This window comes from [Clostridium] symbiosum, assembly GCA_036419695.1.
Lineage (GTDB): Bacteria > Bacillota > Clostridia > Lachnospirales > Lachnospiraceae > Otoolea > Otoolea symbiosa_A.
Map to the genome: position 1 here is coordinate 3,107,035 of CP143946.1, position 25,063 is coordinate 3,132,097.

Consider the following 25,063-nt stretch of genomic DNA (forward strand, 5'->3'; position numbering starts at 1 on the left):
ATGGCATATGCCATGAATTCTACAGAGTGGCGACTTTGTCGACACTCTAAAGGCGGCAGGAAAATCCCTGCCGCCTTATCTATTCTATCTTCCCATGCTGCTTCTCATGTTCCGCAATCGCCTGTCTGATCAGATACAGGACTTCTCCGTTGATGGAGCGTCCCTCGTATTCCGCCAGAATCGTCAGCTTCCGGTGCGTATTTTCATCTATTCTCAATCCAAGATGTTTATTCTTTTCCATGTTTTTTTCCTCCAAAGTTTAATATCAAGTACATTTTAAGTACGTTTTATGATACAATGTTGCAAATGGACTTATTTTAAGTACACAATATTTTCCCTGTTTTGGCCATAAAATATTTTCCAATATTTACCAGTGAAAATAGGGGAACACAGTGATATTCTTTAAAGTAGGGAGGAAAAGAGTATGAAGAGGAACCATATAAAAAATAATCTTATTTATTATTGGTCTGTCCTTGATGTTTTTTTAACCGGACTCTCCGGCTATATCATCCATTTTATTAAAACAGGAAAATTACCTCAAAAAAGGACAAGATATAGCCAAAATGAAATACTGAATGAACTGAAAAAAATTGCGGAGGAAGCAGATAAACAATAGCCGTCTGCCCTGTTGTCCCTGTTTTTCAGGTTTCATACTTTCCCGGCTGCCTGTGCTGAACTTTCAGGCTGGAAGCTCGTAAATCCTAGCACATACAAATGAAAAGGGGGTAACATTATGAATATAGAAGAAATCTACTCCTGGTACGCAACCGGACCGCGCGAAGAGATCGCCGGCAACCATGCTCCTACCAATGCAGAAAAAAAACTGATAGAAATGATGCACGCCCATCCTGATGGGGAAGTCATGGAGACGCTCCTGGTGGATGTAATCGCCGATTGGGAGGAGTACGGCTTCAGGGGCGGCTACCTGATGGCCTTAGGACTCCTCACAGCTAAATAATCAGGGGCGGGGAGAGCCGAAAACCGGCAGATGCCGGTTCTCGGCTCTCCCTAAAATCTATATTTTCGATTTCCTTCGTTCTCCCATGCAGATATCGCAACTTTTCTTTCATCATCAAACCATCCGTACCGGAATCTTCATTCCACTTTGCTTTTTGCCAGTTTTTTCCTTTCTGAATTTCCGTTCCAGATTTCCTTTTCCGGAATCTGCCTGCGAAAAAGGCAGCCCACGCTTCAGGCTGCCCTATCTTTTTCCTCTGCCCAAGATATAATCCGCGCTCACACCGTACAAGTCGCACAATTTCAGCAGATGTCGGATCGGCAGTTCCGACGCTCCCCTCTCATACCTCGCGTACATTGTCTGACTGGTGCCCAGATAATCGGCAACCATCTGCTGTGTCATGTCGCAGTCCTCTCTCAGGTCTTTGATAATTTTTACATATTCCATAATTCCATTATCCCCTTTGGTGAAAAAAGAATAACATAGTAAACATATTTACTATTGATTTTAGTACATATATTTACTAAACTATTTTCTATAAGGAGGGTATAAGCTGACTGCGGTTAATCTACGGACTGCGATTTTGCCGTATCATCCATTTATATACCGTGTTTACGCAAAAACAGGAGGAGAAAAAATGAAACGTAAATGGCACCAGTTTAAAAACAATATTCTGTATTATTTATCGGCCGCTGATGTTGTTGTAACCGGCTTTGTTTTTCACATCATTCACATTGTGACAAAACGAAAAAAGCCTACAATGATGTCTGAAGAAATGCTGGAGGAATTAGAAAGGCTTGTGGAAGAAGACAGACAGTCCAGGAAAAAAAATGCCCCCGCCGGAGAATCCGAACCAAAAGGATAAGACGCCGGAGCGCCTCTGAAAAACGCTTGCCCTGAGGCGCTGCCGGGTGGCTGGCCGCAGACTGATTTACCGTTACTGCCGGACTTTCCAAAAACTGCGTACGGCTTATAAAAAGCTTTGTATTCCCGTACTTCTCCTCCCCGCCTATTTGTTCAATCATACTACAGAACCATTTAAAAGAAAATGCTCCATAAAAGGACCCGAATACAAAGTATCAGGGACGCAGCGCCGCACTGTGTTCCATTTTTTTTACAAAACCTATGGTAATCTGACCTGAAATGCTATATAATATTTTTCAAAAAGCATAAAAAAGGAGAGCCAAATGAGACATTTGTTAAATCCCTTAGATTTTTCTGTCGAGGAGATCGAGCTGCTGCTTGATCTGGCTTCTGACATTGAGAAGAACCCCGGCAGGTACGCCCACGTATGTGACGGCAAAAAGATAGCAACACTGTTTTACGAGCCAAGCACCAGAACACGTTTAAGCTTTGAAGCGGCAATGTTAAACCTGGGAGGCAGCGTATTAGGTTTTGCTTCCGCCGATTCCAGTTCTGCTGCCAAGGGCGAAAGTGTTTCTGATACAATCCGGGTTATTTCCTGCTTTGCAGATATATGCGCCATGCGTCATCCCAAAGAAGGCGCCCCTATGGTAGCTTCTACCAAATCTTCTATTCCAGTTATCAATGCCGGCGACGGCGGCCATCAGCATCCCACCCAGACATTAACCGATCTCATGACAATCCGCTCTTTAAAAGGAAGAATTGACAATCTGACGGTCGGACTCTGCGGTGACCTGAAGTTCGGGCGTACGGTCCATTCGTTGATTAACGCCCTGGTCCGCTATACCGGAATCCGCTTCGTGCTGATTTCCCCGCCGGAGCTGCGCGTGCCGGAATACATCCGCGAGGATGTGCTGGACGCAAACCATGTTGAATACAGGGAGCTCGAGAACCTGGACGACGCAATGCCCGAACTGGACATCCTCTATATGACCAGAGTCCAGAAGGAGCGCTTCTTCAACGAGGAAGATTACATCCGCATGAAGGACTGCTATATCCTCGACAAGAAGAAGATGGATCTCGCAAAAGACGATATGTTTGTCCTGCACCCTCTTCCCAGGGTAAATGAAATCTCCGTGGAAGTAGACGACGACCCGCGCGCCGCTTATTTTAAGCAGGTGCAGTACGGAGTGTATGTGAGGATGGCATTGATTATGACATTACTGGAGGTGGAGAAACCATGTTAAATATCAGCGGATTAACAGAAGGCATTGTCCTGGATCATATCCAGGCCGGAAAAAGCATGGATATTTATTTTAAACTGGGTCTGGAAAAACTGGACTGTCAGACCGCCATTATCAAGAATGCCAAGAGCCGGAAGATGGGCAAAAAAGACATTATCAAGATCGACGGCGGACTCGACCTGGTGAACCTGGATATCCTGGGCTATATCGACCACAATATCACGATCAATATCATCAAGGACGGCCATATCGTAGAAAAAAAGAGGGTGAAGATGCCGAAGAAAATCACCAATGTAATCTACTGCAAAAACCCTCGCTGCATCACCTCCATCGAGCAGGAGCTCCCGCATATCTTCTATCTTGCGGATGAGAAAAAAGAAATCTACAGATGCCAGTACTGTGAGGAGAAATATTCAAAATAAGGATTTTATTGAGGAATGAGAACGCCGCCGGGACGGTCGGGGGGCGGGATGGTGAGAGGGGGACTATGAGTCTTCAGTCCCGGTTTGCAGGTTGTCGCGGGTGGGGAATCCGGGCAGAAAAAGTTCCTCCGGGAAACGCTTGCGCTCTTTGGAGTACATAGCGGACACTAACCTCGAAAATACCTCGGTAAGTGCCGATGAACTCCCAGGTTCCCTGCGGAATCTTTTTCTCCCGGATCCTCCACGGGAAGGTTATGGCCGGGACTGAGGACGCGAAGGTTGTCGCCATCCCGAACCCCGGCCTGCGGCCGCTGAATTGTTCTTATTCCTTCAAAGGGGGGAGGTACTGTCGCTGCCACTACATTTCCCCGAATTCCAGAAGAATGACTCCTGTATGGTATTCAATTGATGAATATGCTCTTTGGTGTTTTACCTATCCTTGAATAACCGTTGAATTTTTGATTCATCATATAATTTAGCTTTAGATTTATCTCTGAATTCAGCCCGAAACATCTTCAAAAGGTAAAAGCTTCACGACTCCATAGTGGACGCGACAATACCTCCCTCCCCACTTGACGAAAGAGACAATCAGCCCCTGAAGCCGGCGGACGGGGCAACACACTTCCCTGAGTCTTCAGTCCCGTCGACAACCTGCCCGGGGAAGGAATCTTTTCTCCTGGATTCCCCCTCACCACAACCTACAAACCGGGACTGAAGACTCATATCCAACCTCCCACTCCCCCGTCCGCCGTCTTACAGAGGCGTCCTCACATCTCAACTAAATCCCTGGACAAAAGCAGAAAAATATGATAAACTTGTAACGTTTTGAGTAAGACAAATGGCCGCGGCTGCAGGACCGAAAGGCTGCAGGTGAGGAAAGTCCGGGCTTCACAGGGCAGGATGCCAGATAACGTCTGGTGGAGGCGACTCCAAGGACAGTGCAACAGAAATATACCGCTGGACAGGCACTTTGTGCCGGTTCCAGTAAGGGTGGAAGGGCAGTGTAAGAGACTACCGCCTGGCTGGTAACAGCCGGGGCACATGTAAACCCCATCCGAAGCAAGACCGAACAGGAGGCGTAAGGCGGCCCGTCTGCCTCCGGGTAGGTCGCTTGAATTTACCGGCGACGGTAAAACTAGATAGATGGCCATTCAACGACATAACCCGGCTTATCGTCTTGCTCAAAACATTTTAACGTCTCATTTTAAATCTGCCGCATCAGGCTGAACTCTTCTAAATTTTTCTAAAGGCTGTTAACCTTCTTTTCCGGCCCCCTAAATTCCTTTGTAAAAATAAACGGCACGAATAATACCAGATTAAAGATCAGAAGCAGCGGGACATCCTTCCAGACGATTAGCTGATTATTAATCATGTCCGCATAAGGATTTAACGGAGGCGAGGAGAACGCGTCCGGAACGGACCATGTCCGGTGTGGTGAGGGGGCTGGCTGAGTCTTTTGTCTCCGATTGGAGGTTGTCGTGAGGGGGGGAATCCGGCAGGTTATCGCCGGGGACAAAAGACTCAGGCGGGGGGCACGGCACTGGACATAGTCCGCTCCGGACGCTGATTGTCTCTAACCTTAAATGGGGAGGGCCCTGTCGCGGCCACTACGAAGCTGCGATACTTTTACGGTCTGACGGTATCTCACCAAACCAGTCAGAGACCGGATAGCAGAAATTTTGAAGCATTCTTAGAAACATAGTGGTTGCGACGCTCCTCCTCCCCCTTTGAAGGAATAAGAACAATTCAGCGGCCGCAGGCCGGGGTTCGGGATGGCGAAAACCAACGCGTCTTCAGTCCCGGGCCATAACCTTCCTGTGGGGAAGAAGGGAGAAAAAGATTCCGGAGGGAACCTGGGAGTCCATCGGCACTTAGACGGCGTTCTTTGACGTCTTAGTACCGTTATGCACTCCAAAGAGCGCAAGCGTTTCCCGCAGGAACTTTTTCTGCCCGGATTCCCCACCCACGACAACCTGCAAGCCGTGACTGAAGACTCACAACCTCCCTCTCACCATCCCGCCCCCGGCCGTCCCGGCGGCGTTCTCATTCCTCAACTGATATGTAATGACTTTTGTCAAGTGTAAATTGCGGAACTTCACCACATACTTTTATTTTTTGTTTCTGAAGACATCTGGAAAGAGCTTCGGAGTGTCAGTTCCCGGCATTGGCCACTCTGATATTCGTGGATTGGTTACCTACAGGTCAATGGTCCGCCGTGGGCTCTACCGTCTAATTGCGTGGATCACAAATATTTGTGCCTACATAGTTGAGGCGTAGATAGCCCGAACCTTGAAATGGCCGAAACCCTTTCAAGATGTCTTCAGTTGTTACTTTGGATTGTGGCTAGATGTATGTGGCGCTAGCCAGCTTACATCGGCTTGTTTACCCGCTACTGTAGCGGGCGGTTACTGTCAGGGCCCTGACGCCGCAGGCGGTGCGCAGCAGCCTTGACCGGAGCCGCACGGTGCTGTAACCGTATCAGGCTATGTGATCCGTCATCATTCCCCACATGAAACAGGCCAGTTCCCTTGCGATTGCTGTTTTTGCTACATTGCTGCGCTTGTTCTGTCCAAGCACCATTTTGTAATAGCGCCGCCTTAGGCGCTCATTGGCCTTGTCTGCGTAAGCAATCACCTGTGGTGTATTTCCACTCTGGCGGGCTTTTAATTCCCTAGACTTGTATCCGATTTGCCCACGGCTATAACTCTGCGCCGCTTCAACCAGCAACCGGCGCACGTGGGTGTTCCCTGCCTTGGTGATGCCAAGCCTCTGTCGTCCGTCCCCGCTGGAATCTTCGCCTGGTACCAGCCCCAGGTACGATGCAAACCGGTCTGCTGTCGCAAACCGCTTGAAATCGCCAACCTCCACTATGACAGACAAGGCGGTCTGGGTTTTGACGCCAAGTAAACAGGTGAGCTTTTTGACATCTTCCCGATATTCCTCCCTGGACCCAAGCTCCTCAATACGCTGCTCAAGACGCTCCAGTTTATTGCTGAGCTGATCGAAGGTCAACAGATATTCGTCGAGAATCTCCTTGTACAGGCCATCCGGGGTCAATGCCCTGAGCCATTTGATATGGGTTTGAGTCCAGTGGCTGCCGCCTCTCTCATAGCGATAATTATGGCGCAAGCAGAATGCCAGGATCTGCTGCTTTATCTTTTTAAGCGCCAGCTTGTGGTCGGTTCGCATCCGGAGATATTCCTTGATTTCTTCATCCTGCTCCGTAGGGACATGGACCGGGCTATAATTATGCTGGGCCAAGCAGCGGCCAATCAGGGCAGCGTCGCGTTTGTCTGTTTTTATTTTTTTCTTCCCACGCTTCTGTAACATGGTAGTCGGAGCGAGGATTACGCAGTTAACATGATGTTCCGTTAACTGATGATATAAAGTGAAGCCGAGACAGCCAGCCTCATAACCGCATATGAAATACGCATCCTTTCCGTAAATGGTACGCAGAAACTCGAGATATTTTAGGACTTGTTTGTAATCCGATTCGACTTTCTGGACATGGGACGCTTTGTCTTCTTCGATTGTGAAGCTGCAAAGTGAAAAACTTTCCTTATGAACATCCATTCCTACGTAAACTGTGTTATAATTCATTTGATGACCTCCATTTGTATGCGGTAATCCCTGTTACCTTTGTTCTTAACAAACTTTAGTATACAGGTAAATCCACGAATTTACAAACTGGGGGTCATTACTTATTGTCTAAATCCCCAGATTGCCTGCGGCACGATCAAAATTGCAACCGCCTGCCGACCGAACCGTTCGGGTCCGTGAGGCAGAAAACGGCATCTGTCCCGGTCATGCGATTCTACCTGGCATGACTGGGACAGATGCCGTCCAAGACGCCTATCCGTATTCTTTTGCGGTTCATTTTTAAAGCAGCCTCCAATTCGGGGGATAACAAAGCATGAAGAAATGAACGCAGTAACTAGGGTAAATTCTTTTGGTGTTATAAGCGCCTACACCCTGAAACAGCTTCCTCCGACAAATTCTCTGAGGATGGAGTTCTGCGGAATTCTCTCGCTGCTCACACCCAGGAAATAATCCAGGAATTTAAGCAGGCGCTTTGCCTCCGGGTATTCTTCGGAATCTCTGGGAACGCTGTAAAGAAGCGGCTCCGCATACTGCTTCAGCACCGCCAGCTCATAGAGCAGGGCCGAGTTAAACATGACGTCTGCCTCCTCCTGATACGGGAAAATATTCCGCTCCTCCCCTCTTCTCACGGAATCCCACATTCTGATTGTGACCTGGGCCGAGGATCCTCTCGTCCTGTCATCCCGGATCATTCTCCGGAGCAGTCTGCCGTCGGTTGTCGGAATCCGGTTGTGCTCATCGACATTTAACTGTGTCAATGCGCTGATATAAATCCTGAATTTACTCTCCTTCGGCAGGGAGTAGGACAATTTGTCGTTGAGGCAGTGAATCCCTTCGATTACCAGAATATCTTCCTCACCGAGCTGCAGGAAATCTCCCTTGTACTCTCTCTCGCCGCTGACAAAATTGTACCTCGGAATTTCCACCCTTTCCCCTGCCAAGAGGGCGGTCATATCTTCGTTAAACTGCTTGATATCGATGCACTCAAGCGCCTCATAATCATAGTTTCCGTCTTCATCCCTTGGGCTGTTGATCCGGTTTACAAAATAGTCGTCTACCCCGATAGGATGCGGCTTTAAGCCCAGAGCGCTAAGCTGGATGGACAGACGGTGGGAAAATGTGGTCTTACCCGACGACGACGGCCCGGCGATCATGACAAATTTGTTCTTGCCGGATGCCGCAATCTGTTCCGCAATATCGCCTATCTTCTTTTCCTGGAGCGCCTCCTGCATCAGAATCAGTTCATTCATTCTGCCCTGGGAAATCGCCTCATTTAACGTTCCCACATTGAAAACGCCCAGTTTCTTTCCCCACTGCTCCGACTCTTTCTGCACCTCGAAAAGTTTCCGCCTCGGGCTTAAGGGCATCAGCTTCTCCGGATTCTTTCTCGACGGCAGAATCAGGACAAATCCTTCATCATAGAGCTGCAGGTCAAAATATTTGATATATCCCGTATTCTGCACCATATATCCGTAAAAATAGTCCTCAAAATTTTCGATACTGTAGATATTGACCCTGGAAGCGCGGCGGTAATAAAATAATTTTTCCTTATCATACATCCCGTGCTGATGGAACAGTTCAACCGCCTCATCCGTATTCTCGCTGCGTTTTAAGATGGGCAGGCTGAGCGAAACGAGACGCCTCATCTCTTCCTTCACCCGATCGAGCAGCTCCTGATTCAGTATCAGAGAGCCCTCCGTCTCAATATAGAGACCGTTGCCCACGGAAAAGCATACGGTCAGGCTGCTGACATTCTCCTTGCCCACAACGTCGTAAAACGCTTTCAACATAAGAAACAGGGCGCTCCTCTGGTAGCTTAAAAAGCCGGCCTTGTCGGCGGCTGTGATAAACCTGAGGCTGCAGTCTTCCTTCAGTGTCTTATGGAGTTCCTTCAGACGCCCGTCCACCCAGACAAGCAGGATCTCATACTCATAATGATCCTGAAAATCCTTGGCAATCTTGTGGAACGGCGTTCCCTCCACATACTCCCTTGTCTCTTCCCCTATTGTTACAATCGGCATATAACTCCTCCATTCTGAAGTTTTGGTTTTTTATTATATCACATGGTTCGGAAATACATCCCGCTCTTTTATAACGTGAAGTTTCTCTTCCAGGTTTTCCCCCAGGAATTTCTCCATAAATCCGGTGAAAATATGCTCAATCCCGTAGTGTCCGGCGTCAATCACCGCCATGCCGTTCGCCACAGCGTCAATTCCCTCATGGTGGCCGATATCCCCGGTAATATACACGTCAGCTCCCCATCTGAGCGCTTCGTTTAATGTGCTTCCCCCGGAGCCGGGACATACAGCCGCCGTCCTGACGGCAGGACCGCCGTCTTCCACGTCGCCGAATATGGTGACAAAAGGGATTCCATAGGCTTTTTTAACCGCCTCTCCCGCCTCCCTGAGCGTCATGGCATGCGGAAGTTTTCCGCAGATGCCGATTCCATAATCCTTACCATCATCCGTCTTTCCCATAACCTCCAGAACCTCCGTATCCGTAAGGCCCAGGCGGGCGCCCGCCAAATCAGCCATACATCCGGGAGCCGCGTCGAAATTTGTGTGCATTGCATAATAAGAAATGTCGTTCTGTATCAGTTTCAGTATCCGCCTGCTGATAAAGTCTTCGTCATTCACTTTTTTTAACGGTCTGAATATCAGTGGATGATGGGTGATGAGCATGTCGGCTCCGCAGTGCACCGCGTCCTCTATGACGGAGTCCGTGGCATCCAGAGCCAGATATACCGTTTTCACCTCTTTGCCGCTTCTGCCCGCCAGAAGCCCCGGGTTATCCCACTCACACGCCATGGACGGCGGGGCAAGCGCTTCCAGTTTTTTAATCAGTTCCCTGCATTTCATCCTGTGCCTCCTTTATCATGTCCCGCCTCGTTAAAAGCTCCCCGAGGCGTCTTGCGGCGCTGTCGGAGTGATTCCCGGACAGTGCCGCAATCAATTCATCCACCGAGCGTCTCTCCTTCTCCAGAAACTCCCGGAATACTTCGTTATCTTCCTGAATCAGGCATTTTCCATACTCATAAAAGCATTCCCGGCCATAATGCATGGCGCCGTGTCCTGCCTCGATGACCGTGTAATATTTGCCCTCATCCTTTACCATGGTTTCCCGCAGAATGGTGAAACCGTTCTCCTCCAGATAATGCCTTACGCTTCCGATTTCCGACTGGGGTGACAGAATCAGGCGTTCCGTGCTCTCCCACACGTGCCTTCCCGCTTCCAGGATGCGCACGATCAGTTCCCCGCCCATTCCTGCGATAACAATGGTGTCGGCCTCGCCCGGTTTGAGCTTCAGGAGGCCGTCGCTGAGCCTCACCTTTATCTTATCGGCGAGTCCGTATTCGAGGATATGGTTCTCAGCACGCTCCAACGGCCCTTTCCGCACATCCATGGCCAGCGCGGAGGGGGAAATTCCTTCCTTTACCAGATAAATCGGTATGTATCCGTGATCAGTTCCTATATCAGCAATTTTGCTTCCCTTGCGGACAAAGGAAGCAATCGTCATTAAACGGTGTGATAGTTTCATTTAAAATATCCTCGGTAATTTTTATTTAATCCAGATAATCTTTCAGTTTTTTGCTGCGGCTTGGATGCCTCAGTTTTCTCAGGGCCTTCGCCTCGATCTGGCGGATGCGCTCCCTGGTTACGTTAAATTCTTTGCCCACTTCCTCCAGTGTCCTGGGCCTTCCGTCGTCCAGGCCGAACCGCAGGCGGAGAACCTTCTGCTCTCTGTCCGTCAGCGTGTCGAGCACCTCCATCAGCTGCTCATGGAGCAGGGTAAAGGTGGCCGCATCCAGAGGAACCTGTACATGGTCATCCTGGATAAAATCGCCGAGGTGGCTGTCTTCCTCCTCACCGATAGGCGTCTCAAGCGATACGGGATCCTGGGAAATCTTCATAATCTCCCTGACACGCTCCACCGGTATCTCCATGCGCTCCGCCACTTCCTCAGGAAAGGGCTCGCGGCCAAGCTCCTGAAGAAGCTGTCTGGAGGTACGGATCAGGCGGTTAATCGTCTCAACCATGTGCACCGGAATCCGGATCGTCCTCGCCTGATCAGCGATGGAACGCGTGATGGCCTGGCGGATCCACCAGGTCGCATAGGTACTGAACTTAAAACCTTTGGAATAGTCGTATTTCTCCACGGCCTTGATCAGTCCCAGGTTGCCCTCCTGAATAAGGTCCAGAAACTGCATCCCGCGGCCCACATAGCGCTTTGCGATACTTACCACCAGACGCAGGTTGGCCTCGGCCAGCCGTTTTTTGGCGTATTCATTGCCCATCTCCATCTGTTTTGCCAGCTCAATCTCTTCATCCGGCGATAAAAGCGGGACTTTTCCAATTTCCTTCAGGTACATCCTGACGGGATCTTCTATATTGATTCCATCCGGTACGCTTAAATCTATATTCTCAACATCGATCTCTTCCTCTTCGTTTAATTCCTCCTCGATGAAGAGATCCGGGTCAATATCGATATCCTCGTCGAACTGCAGCACATCGACCTTGTTATTCTCGAGAAAATCATACATCTGATCCAACTGATCCGGGCTCAATATTTCACCATGGAAAAAGTCAAGAATTTCTTTGTTGTCCAATACATTCTTCTTACTTTTCGCCAGTTCTAGAAGCTTTATAAGCTTCTCTTCAAATGTCACTGTCTTTTCTTCCATAATTCTCCCATCCCTCCATAGCTTTATTGTATATTCGCTGCTATGAAACCAAAGGCCGCAATATCACGGCCGCTGTTTGATTTCCGGCAGGGCTGTGAATAATGACAATCAAAGGCTTAATAGTAACGTATTTTCTCCTTAATCAAGTGAAATATGCAGATTTGCGAGTTCGGCCTGCTCCCTAATCAGCTTCTGAAGCTCTTCAAGACCGGCGGCGTGCCGGATCTGATGTTCCAGGCTGCTCCTTTTTATCCGAAGTACGGTTTCTGAAAATGCTTTCTTCTGTTCTTCGTTATTTAACGACTCGTCCAGGCTGGCATTGAAAAGCGCCGCCACTTCCCTGTAGTTCCCCTCGTCGTCGATAAAGTGGTTCAGGATGGCCGCCGGGTTTACCTCCCCTTTCTCATGGCCGTCAAACACCATCTCCGCCGCTTCACGGTAAAGAGGTTTGACAAAATCCTTCGGGGTGATGATTCCTTTTATTTTGTCGAAAAGCTCCGGCTCCTCTATCAGCCAGGTGAGCAGAAGGCGTTCGGATTTCCTGATTCCCTCTTCCTTCTCTTTTTTCTTAACGGGCGCCCCCGTCCGGGATGGCGCAGGTTCCTCTTCCTCCGCTCCCCTGCTCCTTGCGGCTCCCATCCCCAGGCGGCTGCCCAGCTGGTTGACCAGTGTCTTCAGGTTCTCATAGTTGATGAAAAATTCCCTCGACACGGCCTGGATATAATTGTCCCGTTCCAGAGCCTCCGGGAAATCCAGAAGCTTTCTGGCCGTTTTGTTGTAGAAATCGGTCTTCTGTTCCGGATCCTCCATGTTGCAGCCCTCTTTTAAGACATCAATCTCAAAGAGGAAACTGTTTCGGGCGTTCTCAATTCGTTTACGGAACTCGTCCGGCCCCAGGTTTTTCATAAATTCGTCGGGATCCTTATAGGGCCTCATATTCAGCACCTTTGTCGAAATCCCGGCATTCTTGAGTATCGGTATGGCGCGCAGGGCCGCTTTCACTCCCGCGCCGTCGCTGTCATAGGTCAGCACCACCTGATCCGTATACCGTTTCAGAAGGGCCGCGTGCTGTTCGGTCATTGCCGTTCCCAGCGAGGCCACCGCATTGGTAAAACCGGCCTGGTGCATGGATATGACATCCATATAGCCCTCACAGAGCAGGATGAATTTCTGCCTGGAGGTTCTTGCGTAATTCAGTCCGTAGAGATTCCGGCTCTTGTCAAAAAGCCTGGTCTCGGGCGAGTTCAGATATTTCGGCTCCCCGTCCCCCATAACCCGTCCGCCAAAACCGATCACGCGGTTGTTGACGTCCATAATCGGGAACATGACCCGGTTCCAGAACTTGTCCCTGGAACCCCGCTCCTCAATCGTCACAAGGCCTGTCTCCTTTAAAATGCCGTCGTCATAGCCCTTGCTTTTTAAGTAGCGGTATAAATCGTCGCTCGTTTTATTGGAATACCCCAGGCCGAACCGGAGGATCGTCTCATCGGTCAGTTCCCGCCTGCGCAGGTAATCGTATCCAACCTGGCCCTGGGGCTGCTTTAGCTGGAAATAAAAATAGTTGGCTGCCTGTTTGTTGATCTCTAACAGAGCCGCCTTAAGATCCGCCTGTGCCTTTGCCTCTTTGGAATACTCCATCTTCGGAAGCTTGACGCCCGAACGGTCCGCCAGCATCTCAACGGCCTCGCGGAACGAATAATTCTCGTATTCCATAATAAAGGTAATCACATTACCGCTGACCCCGCAGCCGAAACAGTGGTACATCTGCTTCTGGGGCGCCACGGAAAACGACGGTGATTTCTCATGATGAAAAGGGCAGAGACCAAAGTAATTGGCCCCCTTCTTCTGAAGCTTCACATACCCGGAAATAACATCCACGATGTCGCTCCTCATTCTGACTTCTTCTATCACTTCTTCCGGATAATACATGAAAACCTCCTTATACTTTCCAGGATTTTGGTACAAAGAGCTCGTTGAAACGGTCGATGGCATAAATGTCCGTCATGCCTGCAATGTAGTCGCAGACGACCCGTTCTTCTTTTTCCCCGCGCTCTCTCATCATATCCAGATATTCTTCTGGTAATTCGTGAATATGTTTCATATAATGCTCATAAAGCATCACTATCAAGTGCTGTGCTTTTCCTTCCTCGGCCTTGGCAATCCCGTTGCGGTAGACGTTCTCGAACATCCATCTGCGCAGTCCGTGCATCGCCGTCTCCATTCCGGGTGACATGGCTATCTCCGGTTTGTCAAAGCTCTGGTTAATGATATCGTGTATCATCGTATTGAGACGCTCCCTGACGCTGCCCCCGAGAATATCCGTATACTCGGCCGGCAGATCGCCTTCCTCGAAAATCTTTCCGCGGATGGCGTCGTCAATATCGTGGTTAATATAGGCAATCTTATCGGAAAGGCGCACGATATGCCCCTCCAGGGTGGATGGGTGGCCGCTGGTGCGGTGGTTTAAAATCCCGTCCCTCACTTCCCAGGTCAGGTTGATTCCACGCCCCTTTTTCTCCAATACCTCCACGACGCGGACACTCTGTTTGTAGTGTGCAAATCCGTCGCTGCAGAGCTTGTCGAGAATCGACTCTCCCGAATGGCCAAAGGGTGTGTGGCCCAGGTCATGCCCCAGTGCAATCGCCTCGGTCAGGGATTCATTCAGCCTCAGCGCCTTCGCAATGGTACGGGCTATCTGGGAAACTTCCAGCGTGTGGGTCAGGCGCGTCCTGTAGTGATCTCCTTCGGGCGCAAGGAACACCTGTGTCTTGTGCTTCAGCCTCCTGAAGGCTTTGCTGTGTAAAATCCGGTCCCGGTCCCTCTGGTACTCCGGACGGATGTCACAGAGCGGTTCTTCCCGGTCCCTTCCTCTCGTATTTTCACTTAAAGAGGCGTAAGGACTCAGATACTCGCGTTCCCATTTTTCCGTAGTTTCTCTGATATTCATATTGATCCCACCCTTATTCAGAACAATTTATGTAATAATCTCGAAAGTTCACCCATTATCTAACTATAATATCATATTTTTCTACTTTTTAACACCCTTAATCTGTTAAAGTTTTCTAAAAACTCACAAAAAACAAGAAAAAAGATGGAAGATTTATGTTGAGGAATGAGAACGCCGCCGGGACGGTCGGGGGGCGGGATGGTGAGGGGGCGGGTATGAGTCTTCAGTCCCGGGAGGTCGGTTGTCGCGGGTGGGAAATCCGGCAGAAAAAGTTCCTTCGGGAAACGCTTGCGCTCTTTGGAGTTCATAACGGACACTAACCTCGTGAAATACCTCGGTAAGTGCCGATGAACTCCCAGGTTCCCTGCGGAATCTTTTTCTCCGGATTCCCCACGGGAAGGTTATGGCCCGAGACTGAAGACGCGAAGGTTGTCGCCATCCCAATCCCCGGCCTGCGGCCGCTGAATTGTTCTTATTCCTTCAAAGGGGGGGAGGTACTGTCGCTGCCACTACATTTTCTCGAATTCCGGGAGAATGCCTCCCTGTATAGTATTCAATTGATGACTCAGAGCTTTAGCGCCTGACCTATCCCTGAATAACCATTGAATTATTTGATTTATCATTAAATTTAGCTTTGGATTTTTCTCTGAATCCAGCCGAAATACCATAATAAGGTAAAAATTTCACGACTACATAGTGGCCGCGACAATACCTCCCCTTACTTGACGAAAGAGACAATCAGCCCTGAAGCCGGCGGACGGGGTATAATGTACCCATAAGTGTGGACACGAAACGAAGTGGGGGCCCCATCTTTTAGACATCCCCCACGCCCCGTTTCCCATATCGTGGACACACCTTATGGAAGGACTGGGGGCGTATCCAGCCGGGATTATGGCCAGAACATCCCTTTCCCTTCGACACATTCGGTCGCCTATGGTATTCTTAAGCAAGAACAGGAGGAATCCCATGATCAAAAATCTTTTTACCGCTGAACAGGTTCTGATGCTGCGTGAAAACCCTTACACCTACCGGGTGGACCAGTCCCGCTTAGCTTTTACCAAAGAATTCAAGGAGCTCTTTTATTCGGAGTATCAGGCAGGGCGCCTCCCGGCAGATCCTGGCAAAATACGGCTATGATCCCGCCATTCTCGGTCAGCGGAGGGTATGGGGCATTTCCGGCCATATCCGGGAGCAGTACAACAAATATGGCGGTTTCCACGAAGGGAGTGTCCCTTTCAGCAGGGCCAAACCCGCCTCTTCGGACTCTGGTATGCCGGTATCGGAGAAAGAAGAACTCAAACAGCTCCGGCACGAAGTGGATTACCTAAAACAGGAAGTTGCCTTTCTAAAAAAAATTTCCTCCATCCGGACCACAAGGAAGTAGGGGCATGGCTTATGAACGATTCTTCCTGTGTATTCGAAATCATCTGTAACACCCTGCAGCAAAGCTCAAATGTCCTTTCGGTGAAAGAACTTTGTTCCACCGCCGGTGTTTCCAGGAGCGGTTACTATGCCTGGCTAAAGGCGGCCCCGGCCAGGGAGCTTCAGGAACAGAAGGACCGTGCGGATTTTGAACGGATCCTGGCGGCTTACCGGCTCCATGGTTATACAAAAGGGGCCAAAGGCATCTATATGGCCCTGCTTCATATGACCCCTCCGGCCGTCATGAACCTGAAAAAAATACGGAGGCTGATGGATAAGTTCCAGCTTTCCTGCCCACACCGTGGCCCCAACCCTTATAAAAGGATGGCAAGAGCCCTGAAAACCAGCCATGTCGCCGATAACCTGCTAAAGCGGGAGTTCGACTGCTATGGTCCCAGGATGGTCCTGTTAACCGATATCACTTACCTGCCTTATAACGGGACCTCTGCTTATTTATCAACGGTCCTGGATGCCTTCACCCGGCAGATCCTTTCGTATGTGCTGAGCGAATCCCTGGAAGTGGATTTTGTCCTTGAAACGGTGAAGCGGCTGGTTAAAAACCATGGGATTTCCCTTAAGGCGGAAACCATTCTCCACAGTGACCAGGGCTGCCATTATACCAGCTACCGATTCATCCGCATCCTTTCCGACAAGAAGCTGCGCCAATCCATGTCACGCCGGGGAAACTGCTGGGACAATGCCCCACAGGAAAGTTTCTTTGGCCATATGAAAGATCACATCCGGGCGAAACTGGCCCAATGCGGGACCTTTCGCGAAGTACAGTCCCTCATTGATGACTATATGGAGTATTACAATAACCGGCGTTATCAATGGCAACTTGCAAAGCTTGCCCCAAATGAGTTTTACGATTTTATCACCACCGGTGAATATCCACTGGATATTTCAAACGTACCGGCACTTCCGGCGATTGCCCGGAAACCGGAGGAACTTGGTGCCAGTGCGGGCCCCTCCCGCACAGAGAATCACCCAAACCAATAGAATACCATGGCATGGGAGAGAGTGTGTCTAGAATCGGGATACCTTTTGAGCCGATTGTCCAACCGAGTGGAGGCCTTCTGTTTTGGTGTCCATAATCAAGGTTGCACTGAAGAGAGGATGTCTAAAAATTGGGCGCCCCACTTCATAAAGTGTCCTTGACAAAGGGGACAGTTCAGGGCGACAACCTTCGCTGAGTCTTCAGTCCCGTCGACAACCTGCCCGGGGGAAGGAAGGAGAAAAGATTCCGAAGGGGACATTGGAGCCCGCCGGTGCTTGGCGAGGTTCTTTCGAGCCTAGCATCCGCTGTGCGCTCCACAAGCGGAAGCGGGTCCCCGTAGGAATCTTTTCTCCTGGATTCCCCCCTCACCACACCCTACAAACCGGGACTGAAGACTCATATACCCCCTCCCACTCCCCCGTCCGCCGTCTTACAGAGGCGTCCCCGCATCTCAATTAAATCCTCATACGTCCTGTCTGACATGCTTCTGCATTTTTCATTCTCCCACCAAATATATGGCCACATTATAACATCCGGCAATTTCCAATGCAATTAAAACTATTTTTATGGTTATTTTATGGTTCTATTAGTATAACAATAGACTGATGGAAATTAAGTTATCCTTTGCCTAGACCGGCAGGGATGCCGCCAGGCACAGTGTTCCCCATCCAAGGCGCGGATTGGGATAAACGGTTTCGCCTGGCAAATGTCTTGCCCCTCGGATCAGGTAGGCCTTTAATTTTTCTCCGTAAAGAAATGGGTCGTTTCCCATTACGATTCCCCATTGCATCAGCAGGGCCGCGCTTCCCGTTACAAAGGGGGTGGCGAAGGAGGTTCCCGTGACTGGTTCATAGCCGCCTCCGGCGCGGGAAGTCATGACGTTGACTCCGGGGGCGGACAGGTCCGGTTTGATCAGGTTGTCGAGTCTTGTAAAACCCCTGCCGGAGAAATCGGCGTATGTCTGGTAGGAGTCGTTATATGCCCCCACCGATATGGCTCCGTGCGCTGTGGATGGAATGGTAAGCGTCGTATCCGGGGTAGGACGGAGAAAATAGGTGGATTGGTTCAGGGCGCTTTCCGATGGAAGCCAAAAATCATACTGGCCGGAAATAATCCGCCTCGGCACCAGCCTTATCTTCCAGACGCCGCTCTCGACGTAGTCATATCTGGGTATAAAGTCAAAGTAGATTTCCTGGGCTTTGCTGTAGGGACTTGGTTTCCCATAGTAAAGAAGAACCGTGGTCCTTGCAAAACGTATCCGCTGTGAACCAAGCTGGCTGCTGAGCGGGCCTACCGAAGTGCCGCCAGGGCCCACAAGGATAATATCAAAACTGTCTACATACAGTTTCCAGAGCTGCACGCCGAAACCTGTCTCATAGTCGTCGACCGACAGTTCTATCTCATCCGTGTTGCCCTCGGTCAGGAAACCGGCTGTGTGGCCTCTTGTGCTGCCCTCATTGCCTGTCCCCGCAACAACCGTGGTCTTTCCCTGTCCAGCCATCATGTTGATATATGTCTCCAAAAGGCTGGTTCCGTCATGTGAACCATATGTATTGCCGAAACTCAGATTGACTGTCACGGGTTTCTGATAAAAAATCGCCCGGTTGACCACGTAGTCGAGGGCCCGCATCATCTCCGTTGTCCTGGGAAAGGAGTCGGCTGCCGGGACTCCCAGCTTTACAACAATCAGATCACTCTCCCAGGCAATGCCCCTATACCGTCCGTCGCCTTCCAGGCCGCTTCCCGCGGCAATCCCGGCCACCGCCGTGCCGTGTCCGCTTACATCCCTCTCCGGCACAATCTGGTAAGCCGCCGCACGGCTGCCTGTCTCCAGCGCCTCATTGATCTGATCGCGGGTGTATACCGTATCACGGTCCTGATCCCACAGCTCCAGAATGCGGCTCTTTCCCTCCGCATCCCTGAAATCCCGGTGATAATAATCAATTCCCGAGTCGATGATTGCGGTGATGACTCCACGGCCGGTCAGACCGCTTCCATCTTCCTGCACCGGATTGATGCACGAATTACTTTTTCCTCTGTTAACGGAAAAATAGAGCCTTTTCGGCTTTTCAATATATTCAACCTGTGAAAAACCTGCCAAAGACTCTATTAGTGATTCCGGTACCGACATGATCGCATAACCTCCCGACAGCGGGTCCGCCTGAATTTCAGGCAGCGCCTCAAGGATTACGTTCAGATCTCCGTTGTATTTTACGATCAGTTCCCACCGTTTCTCTTCTCTGTTAAACCCAACGCTCAGCGCGGGCGATTTTTCACGTTCTTCCGGAGTGGCATCCATGGCCAGATTCAGAAGGTTTTCCGCTTTTTGATTGTCCATATACATATCCTCAGATTTTCTGTGGACAGTAGCTGCCTGGTTCAGTTTGGCCTTCGGCCAAACGATTATGCCGCCTACTTTCTCAGATTACATCTAAATATATGCGGGAAGACGTGAAAATATGACTGCTATTTTAAGAAGCCGTTGACAATCTGCTCCTCTGCCTCGGATTCCGTAAGTCCCAGCGTCATCAGTTTGACAATCTGGTCTCCGGCAATCTTTCCAATGGCCGCCTCGTGAATCAGGGCTGCATCCGGATCGTTGGCCGTAAGCTCGGGAACCGCCTGGATTCTGGCATTGCCCATAATGATTGCATCGCACTCCGTATGGCCGGCACAGCGGCTGTTTCCGTTGATGATGGATACAAATTTCTGATGGGATTCCTCTTTTGCCACGGAACGCGACATGACGTTGGCGCTGGCATCCTCCCCGTTTAAGTTGACGATAATGCTGCTCTCCGCATCCTGGCTGCCGTGGGTCAGAAGACGCTCTTTGATGACTATCTTGGCGCCCGCCTCCAGGTCGGCTACCGTCTTTCTGATTGTGGAATCCACCCCTTTAATCTGAACGGTTTCCATCTCCAGATAGCTGCCTTCCTCCATTGTCACCTCCGTAGTCGGGTTCAGGATTCTTTTCCCTTTCCCATCCCCTTCCCCGTAGTGTTTCTCCACATAGCGGACCTTTGCATTCTTTCCGATGAAAAAGCGGTGGATTCCATCGTGTTCGGACGCCGCATCGCCGCCATTGTGGATGCCGCAGCCCGCTACAATTGTGACGTCGGCATTGTCACCCACGTAAAAGTCGTTATATACCATCTCCATCAGTCCGCTCTGGCTTAAAACGACCGGGATATGGACACTCTCATTCCTGGTTCCTGCTTTGATTTTAATATCGATCCCCGATTTGTCTTCTTTTGTGACAATATCTATGTTCGCCGTCGTATTTCTTCCCGCCATCTCTCCGTTGGCGCGGATATTATAAGCTCCTGCCGGCACGCCGTGCAGGTCGGCAACTTCTTCCAGTAATATTTTTTGAATCTGATCCATTAATTATCCCTCCTGAAAAAATCGCAGGCTTCTACTGCCGAGGATGTGCCCAGAATCTCCGGAAGCACCTCTTCTCTTTTCCCCTCTTTTAATACACGCCCGTCGGCAATCACCACGATCCGATCTGCAATGTTAAGAATCCTCTCCTGATGGGAAATAATCATGATGGAGCCTTTTGTCTTTTCTCTCATCCGCTCAAATACCTGAATCAGGTTCTGGAAGCTCCAGAGATCAATTCCGGCTTCCGGTTCGTCGAATACGGAAAGGCTGGACTGCCTGGCCAGTACGGTGGCAATCTCAATCCTCTTCAGTTCGCCGCCCGAAAGACTCGCATTCACCTCGCGGTTAATATAGTCCTTGGCGCAAAGTCCAACCTCCGACAGATATTTACAGGCATCCGCCGCAGACATGTTCTGTTTTGCCGCCAGACGGATCAGGTCGAGAACCTGGACTCCCTTAAAACGTACCGGCTGCTGGAATGCAAAGCTGATTCCCATATTGGCTCTCTCGGTAATATTCTTTCCCGTGATATCTTCGCCGTTAAACAGGATTCTGCCGCCGGTCGGGTTGATAATGCCTGCAATCAGTCTTGCAAGCGTAGATTTCCCGCCGCCGTTCGGTCCTGTGATCACCACAAACTCGTCATCATTTATCGTCAGATCGACATGGTGGATAATCCCCTTCTGTCCCTTTTCTTCCTGGATTTCATAAGAAACATTCTCCAGTTTAAGCATGGTGGTCCTCCTCTATAATTAATTTATCCTTTTACTGCTGTACTGCATCATTTCGCAGTTAGTATTATATACCACTTTTCCATCTTTTACTATAGGAAGTATGCGAAAAAGCGTGATATATGTTAATTTTTCGTTTCTGGTGACGGCGGATGTCTCGCCGGGCCAGGAAGAGCATACAGTCCGAAAAGACGGTTTTGGCGCCAAGACGCATTGGAGACACTTTTTCACAGGCATTCCCGGAGGTTTCCCCGGCCGTCAAAAAGGGAGCGGCGGCGGGAAATGTTTCTCCCGCCGGGCGCTCCCGGCTTTAAACGGTATGGATTCTTCCGTTTTATTTTCTATTTAAAAAATTCGGCTCCCTGTGTTTTCGTCTTAAGGCGGTAGATCGTCTCGCACGCAAAGTAGAGTTCGGAGCGGTCCGGGCCTCCGAAGCAGAAGTTCCGGCAGGTTCCCGGCACGTGGATTTCACCGAGTTTCCGGCCGTTCTTATCGAAGACGAAAACATCACCCGTGGCTGTTGTGAAAATATTTCCCTGCGCATCGATCTTAGTTCCGTCAGGGCGGCCACCGACTTTGCAAACCACCTCACCACCGCTTAAGGTGCAGTCTTCTTCCACTTTAAATCTCCGTATCTCCTGTCTCGGGGTATCGTTCACCAGCATGGTCTCTTCGCCGATTTCCATGCACAGGCCGTTTGGCTGCTCAAAATCACTGCGGGCGAGTATCAGTTTTCCGCTCTCGTCGATACAGTACACGCCCTGGAATCCCATTTCCGGCTCGCGGGCAATTCCGGCCACCTTGCTGGTACGTCCGTACACCGGATCCGTAAACCAGATACGGCCCCTGGAATCCACTATGATATCGTTGGGGCTGTTTAACTCCTTGCCGTCATAGTGTGAGGCCAGCGTTTTCATATAACGCCCGTCCGGTTCCATGCGTGTGATGGAACTGGTTGCATGCTCACATGTCACGATACGGCCCTCGCGGTCGATAAAATTACCGTTGGAAATATTGCTGGGGAATTTGATGACGGTTGTCTCGTAGGTCGCCGGATTCCATTTGTACACCTTTCCCACACCCATGTCGGAAAAGATCAGACAGTCATTCTGAGGCCACCACATAATCCCCTCCGTCACTTTGTGGCCCACCGAGATCGGTTCAAGCACCGCATCGGCGTCGATTAAGTCGTAAAATTCCGGTTCTGCTGCATTGTATAACATAGTATTTCCTCCTTGTATTATCTGTATGTTTTATTTGGTTTCACTCCGGCGGTCTTACAAACGGGGCCGGAATCTTTTCTTTAATGGTATCTGATCATAAGGCGGTTGTAAAATATTGAAAACAAATGTTTTCATAGGTAATGCCTATGGAAACGTGGCTGTTGTGGAAAGCCCCGCCAAACTCGATGAACTTATCCGCCCCTCTCACGGCAGCATGATACACTGAACCATAAAAATCAGCCTTTGCCTGCCGCGGCTGATCTCACGCTGCGGCAGGCAAAGGCCGATTCTCATTTTTTATTACGCTCTTTCCCTATAAAAACCGTTTATTTAAAGTCCTGCTATTTCAGATGTCACTTTCAAAAAGTCTTCCATCTCCCGGGGAGTGTTGACATGGAGAGGGGATATCCTGACAACTCCTTTGGATGCAAATGCATCGAGCATCCTTGTGGAATAAATGCTGTCATAAGTTCTCTCAAATGTGACGATGCCGCGTTTTTCATACTCGGCCGCCGCCTGTTTGGCGCCTAGGCGTTCAAATTCGATTCCCAGAATCAGATCACGGGTCCTTAAGTCCCTGCCGTCCATCTGTACCTTAACTCCTTCAATATGGCGGAGGCCTTTTTCCCTTTCGGTTCCCTCCAGCATAATCCGAAGCAGTCCTCTCTCATGGGAGGCTATCCGCTCCATGCCGAGTTCAAACAGTTTTCTTCGGTCCGTACAGCCGGGCGCCTTTTTCTTTCCCAATGCCGTCACATAGTTCACAATTTCCGTGAGAGCCGCCAGATGGGCGGGCGTTTCGCTGCCGGCCAGCCATTCATCCGCCGGTTTACCAGACAGCCTGTTATGTTCCAGGCGCGCTGCCCTGTCGGAGAGATAGGCAACTCCAAATCCCCGGACGCCAAAGAACTTATACGGGGCAAAATTCATCGCATCGACTCCGTATTTTTCCGGATCCAGCGTGCCGTGAGGCGCATGCTGGACGGCATCGCAGATAATATAAAGATCCGGATTAATTTTCCGTGCCTCCCTGAAGATTGTTTCAATGTCATATTGATAGCCCGAAATATTGGAGGCTGCCATGCAGGAAAGGACTGCGGTGTTTTTGTCAATCAGTGACAGAACCTCCCCGGCATCCACTCCCCCGGTTTCCCGGTTGGCCTGTGCCACCCTGAGCCCGCAGCCGTTTTTCCGTGCACAGAACTCCATTGCATCAAAGGCGGACGGATGTTCCAGGACCGTTGTCACATAGTTTGTTCCTACGGCATTTTCACTGATTACCCGGGTCATTTCCATCATGACGGCCGAAGCGGTATAGCCGGGATAAAGCGCTCCTCCGGCCGCGTTAAATATAACCTCTTTCAGATCACGCCGTCCCTGTATTGCAGCTTCCTCCAAAATACCGGCCAGCCGGTTGGAATGTCCCGGCGCATCCGGATAGCTGCTGATTCTGTGAAATTCATCCTCTGCCCGTTTCAGACGCAGCGAACCTCCCGCATTGTCGAAAAACAGTCTTTTATTCCCCTCGGGGTCACGCTCCGTATAATAAAACAGGGAACGTATTTCTTCCAGCTCTTCTTCAGGAAACATGTCATCTGTAAAATTCATTTTAAACCTCCGCATTTTAGTTTTAATTGGGATGCGAGGACATCTCTGGAAGATGGCGGACGTGGGAATGGCCGGCCGTAACTCTCCCCCTTTAATACAGTTTCTCTTCATTAATTACCGCATCCAACAGATGTATGCGCTCATCGCACTCCTCTTTCCCCCGGCCGCTGACGGCCAGCAGGATAATTTCCGACACGCCGAACGGAGCCACATAGGAATTGGCAAATCCCAGACCGTCGACCTTTGTGATAATCACAATATCCGCCTGCGCCGCAAACCGGGAGGTCTGGCGGTCGGTTATCAGTATCACCTTTGCGCCGTTTTTTTTCGCAATGTCGATCACCGATTTGTTAATCTCGGAATAGCGGGCAAAGCTGAACACCACCAGACAGTCTTTTTCCGTGATATCCATGATTGTCTCCACGGCCGATGCATCCGCATGGGAAATGGTAATTACCCTCGGGACCAGCATTAACAGCCTGTTTGCCAGATAGTAGGCGCAGCTTGCGGTACCGCGGAAACCGGCTATATATTTGGAATTGCTGTTCAGGATGATATCCGCAACTTCCTCAATCACCTTGCCGTCCAGCTTTGCAAAGCTTTTCTCCAGATTATCAAGGATATAGCTGCTGACATCCCGGATTAGGCTGTCCTGTTTTAACCGGCTTTTCGTCTGTGTATATTTTTCACCGGGCATTAAAAGTGACTGTTCCTTATTATACTGGGCCGCCATCCGGGCGTTCATTTCACTTCGGAAATCGGAATACCCCCTGTAGCCAAGTTTACGGATAAAGCGGATTACCGAGGTATCGCTGACGCCGATTTTCTCCGCCAGCGTCGAGGATGTCAGGATTCCAATGGTATCGAGATTTTCGAGTATGTACTCCGCTATCACGGCATCCGCCTTTGTCAGCTTCATTTCTTTTATTTTTTCAGCAATACTTTTCATTGTACGACCTCCGGATTTATTTGAACTGCAAAT

22 protein-coding genes and 1 other RNA gene are annotated in these 25,063 nt (G+C 49.9%); 8 read left to right on the top strand and 15 right to left on the bottom strand.

From position 1 onward, the window contains the following. Positions 1-79 precede the first annotated feature (79 nt). Positions 80-241, bottom strand: a complete 162-nt coding sequence (locus tag V3C10_14240; GenBank protein WVP60469.1) for a hypothetical protein — start codon at positions 239-241, stop codon at positions 80-82. Between the two features lie 183 nt (positions 242-424). On the opposite strand from V3C10_14240, the gene V3C10_14245 reads away from it, so the two are divergent. Both V3C10_14245 and V3C10_14250 read left to right on the top strand, forming a co-directional pair. Next, positions 425-616, top strand: a complete 192-nt coding sequence (locus V3C10_14245) for a hypothetical protein (GenBank protein ID WVP60470.1) — start codon at positions 425-427, stop codon at positions 614-616. A 117-nt stretch (positions 617-733) separates the two neighbouring features. Next, positions 734-958, top strand: coding sequence for a hypothetical protein (locus V3C10_14250; protein WVP60471.1), 225 nt, complete (start codon positions 734-736; stop codon positions 956-958). 243 nt (positions 959-1,201) lie between these two features. Here V3C10_14250 and V3C10_14255 read toward each other — a convergent pair whose 3' ends face one another. Further along, positions 1,202-1,405: a helix-turn-helix transcriptional regulator gene (locus V3C10_14255; protein ID WVP60472.1), complete on the bottom strand. Its 204-nt coding sequence runs from the start codon at positions 1,403-1,405 to the stop codon at positions 1,202-1,204. Positions 1,406-1,595: 190 nt separating this feature from the next. On the opposite strand from V3C10_14255, the gene V3C10_14260 reads away from it, so the two are divergent. The 4 genes from V3C10_14260 (at position 1,596) to rnpB (ending at position 4,676) form a co-directional block, all read left to right on the top strand. Then, a complete protein-coding gene (locus V3C10_14260; GenBank protein WVP60473.1) occupies positions 1,596-1,823 on the top strand; it encodes a hypothetical protein in 228 nt (75 codons plus the stop codon). Between the two features lie 322 nt (positions 1,824-2,145). Continuing rightward, positions 2,146-3,069, top strand: coding sequence for an aspartate carbamoyltransferase (gene pyrB / locus V3C10_14265; GenBank protein WVP60474.1), 924 nt, complete (start codon positions 2,146-2,148; stop codon positions 3,067-3,069). After that, positions 3,063-3,488, top strand: coding sequence for an aspartate carbamoyltransferase regulatory subunit (locus tag V3C10_14270; protein ID WVP60475.1), 426 nt, complete (start codon positions 3,063-3,065; stop codon positions 3,486-3,488). The genes pyrB and V3C10_14270 overlap by 7 nt, the downstream gene beginning before the upstream one ends. Before the next feature lie 826 nt (positions 3,489-4,314). Further along, positions 4,315-4,676, top strand: an RNA gene (rnpB, locus tag V3C10_14275) — RNase P RNA component class A. Between the two features lie 1,290 nt (positions 4,677-5,966). On the opposite strand, the gene V3C10_14280 is transcribed toward rnpB, so the two are convergent. The 7 genes from V3C10_14280 to V3C10_14310 all read right to left on the bottom strand — a co-directional run bounded on the left by V3C10_14280 (position 5,967) and on the right by V3C10_14310 (position 14,716). Next, positions 5,967-7,088 (bottom strand): IS110 family transposase, encoded by a 1,122-nt coding sequence (locus V3C10_14280; protein ID WVP60476.1) that lies wholly within the window; start codon positions 7,086-7,088, stop codon positions 5,967-5,969. Positions 7,089-7,453: 365 nt separating this feature from the next. After that, complete coding sequence (locus V3C10_14285; GenBank protein ID WVP60477.1) at positions 7,454-9,109, bottom strand: nucleoside kinase; 1,656 nt, start codon at positions 9,107-9,109, stop codon at positions 7,454-7,456. 33 nt (positions 9,110-9,142) lie between these two features. Next, a complete protein-coding gene (locus V3C10_14290; GenBank protein ID WVP60478.1) occupies positions 9,143-9,946 on the bottom strand; it encodes a Nif3-like dinuclear metal center hexameric protein in 804 nt (267 codons plus the stop codon). Beyond that, complete coding sequence (locus tag V3C10_14295; GenBank protein ID WVP60479.1) at positions 9,924-10,625, bottom strand: class I SAM-dependent methyltransferase; 702 nt, start codon at positions 10,623-10,625, stop codon at positions 9,924-9,926. Before V3C10_14295 ends, V3C10_14290 begins: the two co-directional genes overlap by 23 nt. Before the next feature lie 25 nt (positions 10,626-10,650). Beyond that, positions 10,651-11,769 (bottom strand): RNA polymerase sigma factor RpoD, encoded by a 1,119-nt coding sequence (rpoD, locus tag V3C10_14300; protein WVP60480.1) that lies wholly within the window; start codon positions 11,767-11,769, stop codon positions 10,651-10,653. Between the two features lie 138 nt (positions 11,770-11,907). Next, positions 11,908-13,698 carry a DNA primase gene (dnaG, locus tag V3C10_14305; GenBank protein WVP60481.1) on the bottom strand — a complete coding sequence of 597 codons (1,791 nt, stop codon included), beginning with the start codon at positions 13,696-13,698 and terminating at the stop codon, positions 11,908-11,910. 10 nt (positions 13,699-13,708) lie between these two features. Next, a complete protein-coding gene (locus tag V3C10_14310; protein WVP60482.1) occupies positions 13,709-14,716 on the bottom strand; it encodes a deoxyguanosinetriphosphate triphosphohydrolase in 1,008 nt (335 codons plus the stop codon). Between the two features lie 966 nt (positions 14,717-15,682). Here V3C10_14310 and V3C10_14315 point away from each other — a divergent pair. Together V3C10_14315 and V3C10_14320 are read left to right on the top strand one after the other, a co-directional pair. Continuing rightward, positions 15,683-15,853: a hypothetical protein gene (locus V3C10_14315; GenBank protein WVP60483.1), complete on the top strand. Its 171-nt coding sequence runs from the start codon at positions 15,683-15,685 to the stop codon at positions 15,851-15,853. 258 nt (positions 15,854-16,111) lie between these two features. Further along, positions 16,112-17,137 carry an IS3 family transposase gene (locus tag V3C10_14320; GenBank protein ID WVP60484.1) on the top strand — a complete coding sequence of 342 codons (1,026 nt, stop codon included), beginning with the start codon at positions 16,112-16,114 and terminating at the stop codon, positions 17,135-17,137. A gap of 626 nt (positions 17,138-17,763) precedes the next feature. Here the strand turns inward: V3C10_14320 and V3C10_14325 are convergent. The 6 genes from V3C10_14325 to V3C10_14350 form a co-directional block, all read right to left on the bottom strand. Further along, entirely contained in the window at positions 17,764-19,473 is a 1,710-nt protein-coding gene (locus V3C10_14325) for a S8 family peptidase (protein WVP60485.1), read from the bottom strand. A 128-nt stretch (positions 19,474-19,601) separates the two neighbouring features. Next, positions 19,602-20,519 carry a SufD family Fe-S cluster assembly protein gene (locus V3C10_14330; GenBank protein WVP60486.1) on the bottom strand — a complete coding sequence of 306 codons (918 nt, stop codon included), beginning with the start codon at positions 20,517-20,519 and terminating at the stop codon, positions 19,602-19,604. Next, positions 20,519-21,253: an ATP-binding cassette domain-containing protein gene (locus V3C10_14335; protein WVP60487.1), complete on the bottom strand. Its 735-nt coding sequence runs from the start codon at positions 21,251-21,253 to the stop codon at positions 20,519-20,521. The genes V3C10_14330 and V3C10_14335 overlap by 1 nt, the downstream gene beginning before the upstream one ends. A 338-nt stretch (positions 21,254-21,591) precedes the next feature. Continuing rightward, positions 21,592-22,473, bottom strand: coding sequence for an SMP-30/gluconolactonase/LRE family protein (locus V3C10_14340; protein WVP60488.1), 882 nt, complete (start codon positions 22,471-22,473; stop codon positions 21,592-21,594). Positions 22,474-22,803: 330 nt separating this feature from the next. Next, on the bottom strand, positions 22,804-24,081 hold the full coding sequence (locus V3C10_14345) for an aminotransferase class V-fold PLP-dependent enzyme (protein ID WVP60489.1): 1,278 nt from the start codon (positions 24,079-24,081) through the stop codon (positions 22,804-22,806). Between the two features lie 91 nt (positions 24,082-24,172). Then, entirely contained in the window at positions 24,173-25,030 is an 858-nt protein-coding gene (locus tag V3C10_14350) for a MurR/RpiR family transcriptional regulator (GenBank protein WVP60490.1), read from the bottom strand. Positions 25,031-25,063 lie beyond the last annotated feature (33 nt).

Coding starts and splice junctions, on each gene's coding strand:
- V3C10_14350 (WVP60490.1), bottom strand. CDS start 25,030: ATGAAAAGTATTGCTGAAAAAATAAAAGAAATGAAGCTGACAAAGGCG.
- V3C10_14250 (WVP60471.1), top strand. CDS start 734: ATGAATATAGAAGAAATCTACTCCTGGTACGCAACCGGACCGCGCGAA.
- V3C10_14260 (WVP60473.1), top strand. CDS start 1,596: ATGAAACGTAAATGGCACCAGTTTAAAAACAATATTCTGTATTATTTA.
- V3C10_14255 (WVP60472.1), bottom strand. CDS start 1,405: ATGGAATATGTAAAAATTATCAAAGACCTGAGAGAGGACTGCGACATG.
- V3C10_14285 (WVP60477.1), bottom strand. CDS start 9,109: ATGCCGATTGTAACAATAGGGGAAGAGACAAGGGAGTATGTGGAGGGA.
- V3C10_14320 (WVP60484.1), top strand. CDS start 16,112: ATGAACGATTCTTCCTGTGTATTCGAAATCATCTGTAACACCCTGCAG.
- V3C10_14325 (WVP60485.1), bottom strand. CDS start 19,473: ATGGACAATCAAAAAGCGGAAAACCTTCTGAATCTGGCCATGGATGCC.
- V3C10_14295 (WVP60479.1), bottom strand. CDS start 10,625: ATGAAACTATCACACCGTTTAATGACGATTGCTTCCTTTGTCCGCAAG.
- dnaG (WVP60481.1), bottom strand. CDS start 13,698: ATGTATTATCCGGAAGAAGTGATAGAAGAAGTCAGAATGAGGAGCGAC.
- pyrB (WVP60474.1), top strand. CDS start 2,146: ATGAGACATTTGTTAAATCCCTTAGATTTTTCTGTCGAGGAGATCGAG.
- V3C10_14240 (WVP60469.1), bottom strand. CDS start 241: ATGGAAAAGAATAAACATCTTGGATTGAGAATAGATGAAAATACGCAC.
- rpoD (WVP60480.1), bottom strand. CDS start 11,769: ATGGAAGAAAAGACAGTGACATTTGAAGAGAAGCTTATAAAGCTTCTA.
- V3C10_14340 (WVP60488.1), bottom strand. CDS start 22,473: ATGTTATACAATGCAGCAGAACCGGAATTTTACGACTTAATCGACGCC.
- V3C10_14245 (WVP60470.1), top strand. CDS start 425: ATGAAGAGGAACCATATAAAAAATAATCTTATTTATTATTGGTCTGTC.
- V3C10_14310 (WVP60482.1), bottom strand. CDS start 14,716: ATGAATATCAGAGAAACTACGGAAAAATGGGAACGCGAGTATCTGAGT.
- V3C10_14345 (WVP60489.1), bottom strand. CDS start 24,081: ATGAATTTTACAGATGACATGTTTCCTGAAGAAGAGCTGGAAGAAATA.
- V3C10_14335 (WVP60487.1), bottom strand. CDS start 21,253: ATGCTTAAACTGGAGAATGTTTCTTATGAAATCCAGGAAGAAAAGGGA.
- V3C10_14280 (WVP60476.1), bottom strand. CDS start 7,088: ATGAATTATAACACAGTTTACGTAGGAATGGATGTTCATAAGGAAAGT.
- V3C10_14270 (WVP60475.1), top strand. CDS start 3,063: ATGTTAAATATCAGCGGATTAACAGAAGGCATTGTCCTGGATCATATC.
- V3C10_14330 (WVP60486.1), bottom strand. CDS start 20,519: ATGGATCAGATTCAAAAAATATTACTGGAAGAAGTTGCCGACCTGCAC.
- V3C10_14315 (WVP60483.1), top strand. CDS start 15,683: ATGATCAAAAATCTTTTTACCGCTGAACAGGTTCTGATGCTGCGTGAA.
- V3C10_14290 (WVP60478.1), bottom strand. CDS start 9,946: ATGAAATGCAGGGAACTGATTAAAAAACTGGAAGCGCTTGCCCCGCCG.